Annotated in this window: 14 protein-coding genes; 11 read left to right on the top strand and 3 right to left on the bottom strand. The window is 55.7% G+C overall.

Going from position 1 to position 11,404, the window contains the following annotated elements:
- The 5 genes from ACEQWH_RS11970 to ACEQWH_RS11950 form a co-directional block, all read left to right on the top strand.
- On the top strand, positions 1 to 504 hold a 504-nt coding region (locus ACEQWH_RS11970), incomplete at its 5' end, for a branched-chain amino acid ABC transporter permease (protein WP_370231191.1).
- Positions 501 to 1,838 carry a branched-chain amino acid ABC transporter permease gene (locus tag ACEQWH_RS11965; protein WP_370231189.1) on the top strand — a complete coding sequence of 446 codons (1,338 nt, stop codon included), beginning with the start codon at positions 501 to 503 and terminating at the stop codon, positions 1,836 to 1,838. The genes ACEQWH_RS11970 and ACEQWH_RS11965, both read left to right, overlap by 4 nt.
- 173 nt (positions 1,839 to 2,011) lie before the next feature.
- Positions 2,012 to 2,212, top strand: coding sequence for a hypothetical protein (locus ACEQWH_RS11960; protein WP_370231188.1), 201 nt, complete (start codon positions 2,012 to 2,014; stop codon positions 2,210 to 2,212).
- Positions 2,213 to 2,248: 36 nt separating this feature from the next.
- On the top strand, positions 2,249 to 2,584 hold the full coding sequence (locus ACEQWH_RS11955) for a TfoX/Sxy family DNA transformation protein (protein ID WP_370231185.1): 336 nt from the start codon (positions 2,249 to 2,251) through the stop codon (positions 2,582 to 2,584).
- A 115-nt stretch (positions 2,585 to 2,699) separates the two neighbouring features.
- The gene (locus tag ACEQWH_RS11950) at positions 2,700 to 3,155 is read left to right on the top strand and encodes a hypothetical protein (protein ID WP_370231184.1); all 456 of its coding nucleotides are present in this window, start codon (positions 2,700 to 2,702) and stop codon (positions 3,153 to 3,155) included.
- A gap of 102 nt (positions 3,156 to 3,257) precedes the next feature.
- Here the strand turns inward: ACEQWH_RS11950 and ndk are convergent, their stop codons facing one another.
- Complete coding sequence (gene ndk / locus ACEQWH_RS11945) at positions 3,258 to 3,680, bottom strand: nucleoside-diphosphate kinase (protein ID WP_209356284.1); 423 nt, start codon at positions 3,678 to 3,680, stop codon at positions 3,258 to 3,260.
- 171 nt (positions 3,681 to 3,851) lie between these two features.
- Here ndk and ACEQWH_RS11940 point away from each other — a divergent pair, with 171 nt between their 5' ends.
- Genes ACEQWH_RS11940 through ACEQWH_RS11925 form a run of 4 tightly spaced genes read left to right on the top strand, consistent with a single transcriptional unit; the run spans position 3,852 to position 7,368 of the window.
- On the top strand, positions 3,852 to 4,226 hold the full coding sequence (locus ACEQWH_RS11940) for a winged helix-turn-helix transcriptional regulator (protein ID WP_370231180.1): 375 nt from the start codon (positions 3,852 to 3,854) through the stop codon (positions 4,224 to 4,226).
- 42 nt (positions 4,227 to 4,268) lie between these two features.
- A complete protein-coding gene (locus ACEQWH_RS11935) occupies positions 4,269 to 6,116 on the top strand; it encodes an ABC-F family ATP-binding cassette domain-containing protein (RefSeq protein WP_370231178.1) in 1,848 nt (615 codons plus the stop codon).
- 17 nt (positions 6,117 to 6,133) lie between these two features.
- Positions 6,134 to 6,742 (top strand): MarC family protein, encoded by a 609-nt coding sequence (locus tag ACEQWH_RS11930; RefSeq protein ID WP_370231175.1) that lies wholly within the window; start codon positions 6,134 to 6,136, stop codon positions 6,740 to 6,742.
- A 44-nt stretch (positions 6,743 to 6,786) separates the two neighbouring features.
- Positions 6,787 to 7,368: a TIGR02281 family clan AA aspartic protease gene (locus tag ACEQWH_RS11925; protein ID WP_370231173.1), complete on the top strand. Its 582-nt coding sequence runs from the start codon at positions 6,787 to 6,789 to the stop codon at positions 7,366 to 7,368.
- A 9-nt stretch (positions 7,369 to 7,377) separates the two neighbouring features.
- Here the strand turns inward: ACEQWH_RS11925 and ACEQWH_RS11920 are convergent, their stop codons facing one another.
- Together ACEQWH_RS11920 and ACEQWH_RS11915 are read right to left on the bottom strand one after the other, a co-directional pair.
- Positions 7,378 to 7,845, bottom strand: a complete 468-nt coding sequence (locus tag ACEQWH_RS11920) for a DNA polymerase III subunit chi (RefSeq protein ID WP_370231171.1) — start codon at positions 7,843 to 7,845, stop codon at positions 7,378 to 7,380.
- Positions 7,846 to 7,848: 3 nt separating this feature from the next.
- Complete coding sequence (locus tag ACEQWH_RS11915) at positions 7,849 to 9,318, bottom strand: leucyl aminopeptidase (protein WP_370231193.1); 1,470 nt, start codon at positions 9,316 to 9,318, stop codon at positions 7,849 to 7,851.
- Between the two features lie 122 nt (positions 9,319 to 9,440).
- Between ACEQWH_RS11915 and lptF the strand changes: the two genes are divergently transcribed.
- Positions 9,441 to 10,589, top strand: a complete 1,149-nt coding sequence (gene lptF, locus ACEQWH_RS11910) for an LPS export ABC transporter permease LptF (RefSeq protein WP_370231168.1) — start codon at positions 9,441 to 9,443, stop codon at positions 10,587 to 10,589.
- Positions 10,586 to 11,404, top strand: an 819-nt coding sequence (locus ACEQWH_RS11905) for an LptF/LptG family permease (RefSeq protein WP_370231165.1), incomplete at its 3' end; no start/stop codon positions are given. The genes lptF and ACEQWH_RS11905, both read left to right, overlap by 4 nt.

The following is an 11,404-nucleotide window of genomic DNA, read 5'->3' as shown; positions in this document are numbered from 1 at the left end:
ATCACCGTTGTCGTGGCCGTGATCGCTGTTGTCCTGCTGTTCTGGTTCCTGAACCGGACCCGCACCGGCAAATCCATGCGCGCCTATTCCGACAACGAAGATCTGGCGCTGCTGTCGGGCATCAACCCGGAACGCGTTGTTCTGTATACATGGATGATCGTTGCAGCCCTCGCGACCGTAGCGGGCGTGCTCTATGGTCTGGACAAGACATTCAAGCCGTTTGTGTTCTTCCAACTGCTGCTGCCGATCTTTGCGGCGGCCATCGTAGGCGGGCTTGGCAACCCACTAGGCGCCATCGCAGGCGGCTTTGTGATTGCCTTCTCTGAGGTCACGATTACCTATGCCTGGAAAAAGGTTCTGAAGTATCTCCTGCCCGAGAATTTAGAGCCGGACGGATTGGTCCAACTTCTGTCCACCGACTATAAGTTTGCAGTCAGCTTTGTGATCCTGATCATTGTGCTGCTGTTCCGACCAACCGGCCTGTTTAAGGGGAAATCGGTATGAGCGAGACATCAAGAAACATCCTTTATTTCGCCTTGGTCGCAGGCCTTCTTTTGGGCACGGCCATCTTCCAGAGTGCTAACACCGCGTTGTTCATCCTGAACATGGGTCTGATCTCGGCGATCATGGCGCTGGGTGTGAACCTGCAGTGGGGCTTTGCCGGCCTGTTTAACGTCGGTGTCATGGGCTTTGTCGCCTTGGGTGGCTTGGCTGTTGCGCTGACCTCTATGCCTCCTGCCCCTGGCGCATGGGCCCCGTCTGGCGGTCCGATGATCCTCTTGGCTCTGGCCTTTGGCGCGGCAACCGTGGCGCTGGCGGTCTATGTGCAAAAGAAGATGTCTGCAGGCCGCGGCAAAATTCTGGCGACCATCGGCATTCTCGTTGTCGGCTTCCTCATCTATCGGGCGATCTTTGATCCGGCCGTCGGCTTTGTTGAGGCCATCAACTCGGCCAACGCTGGCAACATCGGGGGTCTGAACCCTGGTGGTGAGAACTTTAAGGCGCACGGCTATATGACCATCGTCGGCTGGGGCTTTGGCGGCCTTCTGGCGGCGGGCGCTGCCTGGGTGATCGGCAAGACCGCGCTGGGTCTGCGTTCCGACTACTTGGCGATTGCGACTCTTGGCATTGCCGAGATCATCATTGCGATCATGAAGAACGAAGACTGGCTGGCGCGCGGTGTGAAAAACATCATCGGCCTGCCCCGTCCGGTGCCTTACGAGATCGACCTGCAGAACTCGGAGAGCTTTGTGGCCAACGCCAATGCTATCGGCATTGATCCGGTGACCGCGTCGACGCTTTGGGTCAAGCTGGGGTACTCGGTGCTGTTTACAATCGTGCTTGTTGTCATCTTTGTGATGGCGCAGGCGGCGCTGAAATCCCCTTGGGGCCGCATGATGCGTGCGATCCGTGACAACGAAGTCGCTGCAGAGGCGATGGGCAAAAACGTCACCAACCGTCACCTGCAGATCTTTATTCTGGGATCCGCGGTCTGTGGCATCGCAGGCGCCATGATGACCACGCTGGACAGCCAGCTGACGCCTGGTTCCTACCAGCCATTGCGTTTTACCTTCCTGATCTGGGTTATGGTGATCGTCGGCGGGTCCGGCAACAACCTTGGGGCCGTGCTTGGTGGCTTTGTGATCTGGTTCTTCTGGGTACAGGTTGAACCGATTGGCCTCTGGCTGATGCAGGTGATCACATCGGGTATGGCAGAGGGCTCTGCCCTAAAGGCCCACCTGATCGACTCAGCGGCGCATATGCGACTTCTGACGATGGGTCTGATCCTGCTTCTCGTGCTCAGGTTCAGCCCAAGGGGTCTCATCCCTGAAAAATAATCCTGTCATTTTGTGACAGCATAAGCGGCCTCCAATCTGGGGGCCGTTTTCTTTTGTCGGCAGAAAATTTCCCCGTTCCTGCTCTGCTTTTCGGCAAAGTCTCGCCGCATTGATATGTCAGCCTATCCGACAGAATAGCACACAATACGTGCACGTGTTTGTCAGAGGCAGTGATGACGAAGAAGCTGAAAACAAGGGATTCTTTCTCCATATTGAAAGAAAGCCCCAGTGACGCAACAAGCGAAAGGACACGCGAGATGCAAAGTGACAAAGAGCAGAAAGCCCCCCAGCAGGCCCCCAGCCAAGCTGAAAACAAGGCAGCCGACCAAAGCAAAAAGCCTGGTCCAGTTTATAGCGATTGGGCCTCAATATGACCATGACAGCGCGCACAGGCGTGGTAGATTGGCGCCATGTCTACACCAGTTTCAGCGATCCGCAATCTCGGCCCGGCCTACGAGGAGGCTCTTGCCCGCGTGGGCATAAATTCGGCCGAGGAACTGCGAGCCTTGGGTGCTGACAGCGCCTATGAGATGTTGCTGAAGGACGGTCAGCGCCCACATTTCATCGGGTACTACGTCTTGGTCATGGCGCTTCAGGGGCGCCCCTGGAACGACTGCAAAGGCAAAGAAAAGGACGACTTGCGCGTAAAGTTCGACGCAATGAAAGCGCGGTCTTTCGACAAAGGTCTGGGAGAGTTTGAACGGATTCTCGACCAGATTGGCGTGATAGAGCGGTCGGCCTCTTAAATACATAGGTTTAGCCAAAGTGCTATCGCGCGGGCATCCCGCCCTTAAACATGTTTCGTGACATGTAAAAAGACGCTACTCTGTGTGTATTGATTGAAAACACACAGATAAGCTCATGATAAAACATACCTTTATGGTCATTTCACTGACTCTTGCTTCGGCAGGCTGCGTTTCAAGTTCAGGCGTTGCGCGAAGCGCTGATGCAGAACCAGGCGTTGACCTGATCCCGCCAAGTTTTGCTGGCAACTTCTTTACTGAAATCTGCTTAACGACCGCCCCAAGCTTTGAGGGCGTCGGACAAGCCATTGCCGGCGAAACCTTTGTTCAGAACAGCGGAACAGGTACCTATTATCACAAGTTTGCAGATCTCTCGATCAAGGTCAGCGACTATGGGTGCTCTCTGGTGTTTAAGTCTGACATGAGCGTGGAAGACACCTTGTCTGAACTCGCCAAAGGCGTCACAAAAAATGCATCAAATTGGGGCGTTACGATCCCAAAGAACCTGGACATTACATCAAGGCCATCACCCACCGGCGATGGCAGGTATTTCCGGATTGGCCTGCCCAGATAGCAAATTCGAGCTTTTCGTTTGGACAGATTTTGAAATGCTCAAGCAAAAGAAAAAGCCGCCCTCAATTGAGAGCGGCCTTTCTGTAAAGTCTTACATAATGGCTTAGCCAACCAGTTCCAGACCAGAGAAGAAATACGCGATTTCAACTGCTGCGGTTTCTGGAGCGTCAGAGCCGTGTACAGAGTTTTCACCAACAGATTCAGCGAACTCTGCGCGGATGGTGCCTGGGGCCGCGTCTGCTGGGTTGGTTGCGCCCATAACTTCGCGGTTCTTCGCGATGGCGTTCTCGCCTTCCAGAACCTGTGCAACGATTGGCGCGGATGCCATGAATTCGCACAGTTCGTCATAGAATGGACGCTCTGCGTGCACAGCATAGAAAACGCCTGCTTGCGCTTTGGTCAGGTGAATACGCTTTTGCGCGACGACGCGCAGGCCAGCTTCTTCGAACTTGGCATTGATCGCGCCGGTCAGGTTGCGGCGAGTGGCGTCAGGTTTGATGATAGAGAAAGTGCGTTCCAGAGCCATGATGATCCCTCGGATTAAAGATTGAATTGCGCGCGCACTACCACGCCCCTGCCTCTATTGAAAGCCTAAAGGCACGTATCCCGACCGGGATTTTTTCGGAAATTTATCCACAAGAAATTTCGCGATGCCTATCAGGATCATTCACATCTATATTGAGAAAACAAAGTAAGTATGATTTTCATATCTATTATGGAAAACGACTCTACACCCGATCCGATGATCCATGCCATGGCCCATGTGGGCGGCAAATGGAAATTGATGATCCTCTATGTCATCGACAACGGCTCTAACCGTTTCGGGGCCATGCAGCGCGAGATCCCCAAAATCACCAAACAGATGCTCAGCCAGCAACTGCGGCTGCTTGAGGCGGACGGCCTGCTGAAGCGCAAGATCTTTGCCGAGATCCCGCCCCGAGTGGAATACTCGCTGACCAAACGCGGCCGCGCGCTGTTGAAGGTTGTGAACGCCATGAAATCATGGGGCGAACAAGATCTTGCGGCGGCTGAAAAGCCCGAAGAAAAGTCGCAATTAGCCATGGACCTCTAGGCCTGCATTGACAACGGCTGCGCACTGCGAGAAGTCGTCACCATGTTGCGCATTTCTGATATAAACTATGCGATTGCCGGGCGGCCTTTGTTTGAGGACGCCTCTGCGGTTATTCCCGATGGTCACAAAGTCGGCCTTGTCGGGCGCAATGGCACGGGCAAGACCACATTGTTCCGACTGATCCGCGGGGAACTGGCCCTTGAAAGCGGCGACATCGCGCTCCCGAAACGTGCGCGCATTGGCGGCGTCGCACAAGAAGTGCCTTCTTCTGATGTCAGCCTGATCGATACGGTTCTCGCGGCCGACACAGAGCGCGCGGCACTTCTGGCCGAGGCTGAGAGTGCGTCAGACCCCGACCGGATCGCCGAAATCCAGACCCGTCTGGCCGACATCGACGCCTGGAGCGCCGAAGCACGGGCTTCTTCGATCCTGAAAGGCCTCGGGTTTGATGATGCCGAGCAACAGATGCCCTGCTCTGATTTCTCGGGCGGTTGGCGGATGCGAGTGGCGCTTGCGGCTGTGCTGTTTTCCCAGCCTGATCTCTTGCTCTTGGACGAACCGACAAACTATCTGGACCTTGAAGGCGCGCTTTGGCTGGAAAGCTATCTGGCGAAATATCCGCACACGGTCATTATCATTTCCCACGATCGTGGCCTGCTTAATCGTGCGGTGGGCTCTATTCTGCACCTCGAAGATCGTCAGCTGACGTTTTATCAAGGCCCCTACGATCAATTCGCCCGTCAACGCGCCGAACGGTTGGCGCAGGCCGAAGCCATGGCCAAAAAGCAAGAGGCGCGGCGTGCGCATCTGCAAAGCTATGTGGATCGCTTCCGGTATAAGGCAGACAAAGCCAAACAAGCTCAGAGTCGCCTGAAGGCCCTGTCAAAGATGCAGCCGATCTCAAGCCCGCAAGAGGCCGCCCTGCGCGCCTTTGCCTTCCCCTCGCCCGAAGAGCTGTCACCGCCGATCATCCGCATCGAGTCAGGCAGCGTAGGCTATGGCGAAACGCCGGTTCTGAAACGCATGACGCTGCGCATCGATCAGGACGACCGGATCGCGCTGTTGGGCAAGAACGGCCAGGGCAAATCCACGCTGTCAAAACTGTTGTCAGACCGACTGGTTCTGATGGACGGCCGCATGGTGAAGTCGAGCAAGCTGCGGATCGGCTATTTCGCGCAGCATCAGGTTGACGAACTGTACGTGGACGAAACGCCCCTTGAACACCTGCGGCGTGAATTGCCTGACATTCTGCCCGCAAAGCTGCGCGCGAAATTGGCCGGCTTTGGATTGACGGCGGATCAGGCCGACACAACCGTCGGGCAATTGTCGGGAGGTCAAAAGGCCCGCCTGTCCCTGTTGCTGGCCACGCTGGATGCGCCACATCTTTTGATCCTTGATGAACCGACCAACCACTTGGACATCGAAAGCCGCGAAGCGCTGGTCGAAGCCCTGACAAATTACTCTGGTGCAGTGATCCTTGTCAGCCACGACATGCATCTGTTGACGATGACGGCAGACCGGCTTTGGCTGGTTAACGACGGCGGTGTTGCCCCGTTTGACGGCGATCTGGAGGCCTATCGCGAGCTGCTTTTGGCGCGCGACAAACCTGCGGCGGTAGACGAGAAACCAAAACCTGCGAAGCGCCCCTCTCGCGACGCTATTCTTGCGTTGCGTTCCGAGGTTCGAAAATGCGAGGATCGCGTCAACAAGCTGACCGAGATGCGCGAAAAGCTGGACGAAAAACTCGCGGATCCAACGCTGTATGACGGCAGCAAAACCGCCGATATCGCGGTCTGGCAAAAGAAACATGCCGAAGTGATCGAAGCTTTGGAACGCGCGGAAACCCTCTGGATGGAAGCGCTTGAAAAGCTAGAAACTGCAGAGACTTAGGCGACGGAGCGATTGCAATGGATTCAGCCTTTCTGATAACGTCATTTGTCACGCTTTTTGTGATTATTGACCCGATTGGCCTTATGCCGATCTTTATCGCCTTTACTCCCGGCATGACGCCACAGCAACGCCGCGCCATTGCCTTTCGATCCTGCATTATCGCGTTCTTTATTCTGGCTTTGTTTGCGTTTTTCGGCGAGGCCGTGCTGGGATTTGTCGGCATCTCTATGGCGGCCTTTAAAATCGCAGGCGGTGTTTTGTTGTTCCTGACCGCCTTGGACATGCTGTTTGAACGCAGGCAAGAACGCCGCGAAGGGCGTGTGACGGAGTTGCCTGACCCATCTGTGTTCCCTCTGGCGATTCCGATGATTGCGGGGCCCGGCTCTATTGCCACCGTCATTCTTCTGAGCGGTCAGATCGAGGGCATTCAGGGCCCCATTCTGGTTCTTGGCGTGGCTCTCTGTGTCATGTTGGTCGCAGTTCTGTTGTTCCTGGCCGGCAGTATGCTGGAACGCGCCCTTGGAGAGATAGGCATCAACGTGGTTACTCGCCTTCTGGGTATGCTACTTGCGGCATTGTCGATACAGTTCATCCTTGATGGGCTTAAAGACTTTGGTTTTGTCTAACATTTCAGGCCGTTGACCCTTATATCGGGTAGACGGAGGTCTGAATGTCTGAATTTGAAATCATGCATCTGGTGTATTTGGTGGCGCTGTTGGTCTTTGTGGCCTTCTCGCTCAGCCCGATGTTTCGTGCAAATTTCTGGAGAACCATTCAGCAGCTGATGATCTGGGGGCTGATCTTTATCGGTGTGGTCGTCGTCGTAGGGTCCTGGGACAACATCCGTTCTGCAGCCCTGCCCCCGCAAGTCGCCTATTCCGAGGATGGGACCATCGAGATCCCCAAATCCTATGACGGGCATTTCTATGTCACCGCTTTGGTCAACGGCGCAGAGATCGAGTTTGTCGTCGACACCGGCGCGTCTGATCTGGTGCTGTCGCAAAAAGACGCCGAGACCGCTGGGCTTAAACTGGACGAGCTGGATTTCTATGGCCGCGCCATGACCGCCAATGGCGAGGTGCGCACCGCGCCGGTGCGCCTTGAGTCCGTGGCCTTGGGCAAGTTTGACGACAAGAATGTGCGGGCACGTGTGAACGGCGGGGATCTGGACATTTCCCTTTTGGGGATGAGCTATCTTAACCGCTTTCCGACCATCACGATTTCCAGAAACCAACTTGTCTTATCACGTTAGATAACCCCGCTAAGCCTCTGCCGTATCGCGCTTTTTCTGCCATCGGCCTGTTTCTTCTGACCAATATTGCGCGGCGCAACCGGCGTCTGTCAGGGCTTTCCACTGACGGCGAGCGCGATCCATCGCCTCGTCGTTTTGGCCGTCAAACAGAATGCAAACTCGCTCTGATGCATTCACTTCTTCAGCGGTAATTTCAGCGCCATCCACGCCCATGATGCACGGGGCATTGTTTGGGTTGCCAGGGTCGGTCGACAGCAAAATGGGCTGCATCGCGTCATGCGGCCCACCTGCGCGCCCATGGGCCAGAAACGCGTCGTCCCGGCCCGTCCAAAGTTTTTCATCAAGCCAGTCGATATGCGCGGCCTCTGTTCCACGCACCAACACCGTCCACCCCGCGCCGCGTGCCTTTTCCAGAAGAAGCGGCAATGTGACCTCAAGCGGGTTCTGTGTCAGGTGATAGAAAAAGGCCGCGCCCATCGGTTATTCGGCCTCAAACATATCAGCGACAAGTCGATTAAGCGCCATAACACCCCAGCCGGTTGCACCTTTGGGGGCATAGGCTGTGTCCGCTTTGACCGACGCAACACCGGCGATGTCCAAGTGAATCCAAGGGATTCCGTCCTGAACAAACCGATGCAGGAACTCGGCCGCAGTAACCGAGCCGGCCGCGCGGCCGCCGACGTTCTTTACATCCGCAATGCGGGATTTTAGCTGATCGGCATAGGCTTTGCCCAATGGCATCCGCCACGCACCCTCGCCTTCTGCGGCCGCTGCTTTCAAGAATGCGTTGCAGAGTTTGTCGTCGTTGGAAAACACCCCAGCGTTCTCGTGGCCCAGCCCGATGATGATTGCACCTGTCAACGTTGCTAGGTCGATCATGCCAACTGGATTAAAAGTCTCTTGCGCGTAATGCATCACATCGCAGAGCACCAAACGACCTTCGGCGTCTGTGTTGATGACTTCGATCGTGTCACCCTTCATCGATGTGACTACATCGCCCGGACGGGTTGCGTTGCCTGACGGCATGTTTTCTACCAAACCGACGAGGCCCACAACATTGGCCTGCGCCTTACGCAGCGCCAGCGCACGCATGGCGCCCGCCACAACACCGGCGCCGCCCATGTCCATCGTCATGTCTTCCATGCCGCCCGCGGGCTTGAGGGAAATGCCGCCAGTGTCAAAGACGACGCCTTTACCGACCAGCGCGAGGGGCGCGTCGTCTTCGGCGCCGCCCATCCATTTCATGACGACAACTTTTGATGGGCTGTCGCTGCCCTGACCGACAGACAACAAAGATCCCATGCCAAGTTCTTCTAGTTTGTCTTCTTCTAGGACTTCGACAATCAACCCGATATTCTGCATATCTTCCAAGCGGTTGGCGAACTCTGTTGTTGTAAGGTGGTTGGCGGGTTCATTGACCAGATCGCGCGTGAAAAACACACCTTCCGCAACCGCAAGCAATGGCGTTACGGCCTCTTTCAGGTCATCGGGTGTGGCCGACATAACGGTGACGGTCCGCGCATCTTCGGCCGCGTCGGCGGTTTTATGTGCGTCAAACCCATAGTCGCGCAACGCCATCCCCATGACGATCTGGGCTGCGTTCTTGTGATTGCCCAAACAGGCCAGCACAGTTGCGTCACCACGAGACTTCGCAAGCGCCACGCCAGCGGCGCGCGCCTCTTCCACAGTGGCGCGAGGTTCCAGACAGATCACGTCCACAGCCTTGGCCGCCATTCCCACCGGATAGGCAAGCACCCGCGCATCACCATTCTTGATACCGTCTTCGATGATCCGTTTCACGGCCCCTTTGGTCAGTCGATTAACCCGTCGCGCGGCGGTATCCATGCGCCCTTCGGAGCCGACCAGAATGGCCACGCGACCTTCAAAAGCTGCGATTTCGTCGATGTTGACGTCCTGAAATTCAAACTGAAGGGGGGCTACCACGGCAATGCTCCTGTTAAGTGTTGCCCCAAGAGTTAGCCCGCCAGCGCCAGCTTGACCAGATATCAGTTTTCCACAGGCGCTAAATGCTTTATAATAGGTCAACAAAAAGAAAACTGAGGAGCGCAGGTGTGAACAGATTCGACCGCTATATGCTGTCGCAATTCATGACTCTGTTTGGCTTTTTTGCACTGGTGCTTGTGTCGGTCTATTGGGTCAATCGCGCCGTCGTGCTGTTTGACCGTCTGATCGGAGATGGCCAATCGGTTTTCGTTTTCTTTGAATTTACTGCGATGACTTTACCAAACGTTATCAAGTTGGTGTTGCCGATCGCGGTGTTTGCAGCAGCCTGTTACGGCACCAGCCGTCAGATGTCTGACAGTGAATTGACTGTCATGCAGGCCACCGGATTCAGCCCTTGGCGGTTGGCGCGCCCAGTTTTTACGTTTGGCCTATTTATCGGACTGATGATGGCCGTTCTGGCCAACTATCTGGTGCCACTCAGCCTTGACCGCCTTGATACCCGCGAGCGCGAGATCGCCGAAAACGCCACTGCGCGCCTTTTGACCGAAGGGGTGTTCATGCATCCCAACGAAAACGTCACCTGTTATATCTCGGAAATCACGCCTGAAGGTGTCTTGAAGAACCTGTTTATGTACGACCAAAGCAGCGAAGATCAGACCTTGGTGTACTCCGCAGACGAAGCCTATTTGTTGCGCGATGAAAACGGGCCCAAGCTGATCATGGTTGACGGGCTAGCGCAGGTTCTGACCACCGATGGTCTGCGGCTTTACACCACCAACTTTGGCGATTTCACCTACGATATCAGCGCGTTCTTGAACTATAGCAGCAATCGCCTGAGAGCGTTGGAGCGCACCTCAACACTCGAGCTTTGGCAGTCCCCGCAACGACTGGCGGCGACGCTGGAATGGCAAAACCGTGAAAACGAACCTGACTTGAACGGCTGGGGCTGGGTGCAAGCAGAGCGACACGGTCGCATTGCTGCGGTGACGATGTGCGTGATCTCGGCCATGGTTGGATTTGCGACTTTGCTTTTGGGCGGGTTCAGCAGATTGGGCGTCTGGCCGCAAACGATCGCAGCCTTCGCGCTGCTGGTGGTGCTTGAAGCGATGAAGAACGCCCTTGTCAACGTGGTGCGCGCAGATGCCAACCTCTGGCCCGCCCTATATGCCCCAACACTTGTCGGCGCTGTTTTGGTGTCTTTGATGTTGGCCAGTCGCGCCTATGTCCTGCCGCAGCTGCGGAGGGCTTCGACATGACGATGCACTTCTATTTCGCACGTCGGTTCCTGATATACTTTCTGGGCCTCACCGCTGTTTTCTTTGTACTTTTGGTACTGTTTGACCTGATGGAGCAACTTCGGCGGTTCAGTGTGCAAGAACTGGGCCTTGTGCGCATTCTGCAGCTGCTGGTGTTGAATGTACCTAAAGAACTCTATCAGATCTTCCCGCTTATCATGATCCTAAGTTCGCTAGTTCTGTTCCTGAATCTGGCGCGCAGCAGCGAATTGATCGTGGCGCGTGCCAGCGGCCGCTCTGGCATGATGATCCTGTTGGCACCCGTCGCAGTGGCGCTTGGAATTGGGTTGTTTGGCGTAACGACCATGAACCCAATCGTGGCGGCCACGACCAAACAATACGACCAACTGGCGCTGTTTTACCGCACAGGCGCCAGCCGCGCGATTTCGATTGGCTCCACGGGCCTCTGGTTGCGTCAGGGCGGCGATGACGGTCAAACCGTTATTTTCGCTCAAGGGTCAAACCACGATGCCTCGGTTCTCGTGGATGTCGACTTTGTCACCTATGCCGAGGGCGGCGGACCCAGCCAGCGCATTCGTGCAGACCAGGCAGAGCTGAAAACCGGCGAGTGGCTTTTGACCGGCGCGAAGGTTTGGCCATTGGATCGCGGTATCAACTCTGAAGCGCTGTCTTTCACGCAGCAGGAAATGACCGTTTCCACCACCCTGACCAGCGATCAGATCCGCGACAGTTTCGGCAAGCCTCGGGCAGTATCGGTGTGGGAGTTGCCCAAGCTGATTGGCCAACTTGAAGAGGCCGGTTTTTCCGCCCGTCGT

The organism is Cognatishimia sp. (genome assembly GCF_964229375.1).
Lineage (GTDB): Bacteria > Pseudomonadota > Alphaproteobacteria > Rhodobacterales > Rhodobacteraceae > Cognatishimia.
This window is presented reverse-complemented; position numbering and strand designations above follow the sequence as displayed.

Bases quoted from the DNA above. Each gene is read 5' to 3' on its own strand.
- ACEQWH_RS11935 (WP_370231178.1), top strand. From the start codon at position 4,269: ATGTTGCGCATTTCTGATATAAACTATGCGATTGCCGGGCGGCCTTTG.
- ACEQWH_RS11955 (WP_370231185.1), top strand. From the start codon at position 2,249: ATGTCTACACCAGTTTCAGCGATCCGCAATCTCGGCCCGGCCTACGAG.
- ACEQWH_RS11950 (WP_370231184.1), top strand. From the start codon at position 2,700: ATGATAAAACATACCTTTATGGTCATTTCACTGACTCTTGCTTCGGCA.
- ACEQWH_RS11965 (WP_370231189.1), top strand. From the start codon at position 501: ATGAGCGAGACATCAAGAAACATCCTTTATTTCGCCTTGGTCGCAGGC.
- ACEQWH_RS11925 (WP_370231173.1), top strand. From the start codon at position 6,787: ATGTCTGAATTTGAAATCATGCATCTGGTGTATTTGGTGGCGCTGTTG.
- ndk (WP_209356284.1), bottom strand. From the start codon at position 3,680: ATGGCTCTGGAACGCACTTTCTCTATCATCAAACCTGACGCCACTCGC.
- ACEQWH_RS11960 (WP_370231188.1), top strand. From the start codon at position 2,012: ATGACGAAGAAGCTGAAAACAAGGGATTCTTTCTCCATATTGAAAGAA.
- ACEQWH_RS11920 (WP_370231171.1), bottom strand. From the start codon at position 7,845: ATGGGCGCGGCCTTTTTCTATCACCTGACACAGAACCCGCTTGAGGTC.
- ACEQWH_RS11940 (WP_370231180.1), top strand. From the start codon at position 3,852: ATGATTTTCATATCTATTATGGAAAACGACTCTACACCCGATCCGATG.
- ACEQWH_RS11930 (WP_370231175.1), top strand. From the start codon at position 6,134: ATGGATTCAGCCTTTCTGATAACGTCATTTGTCACGCTTTTTGTGATT.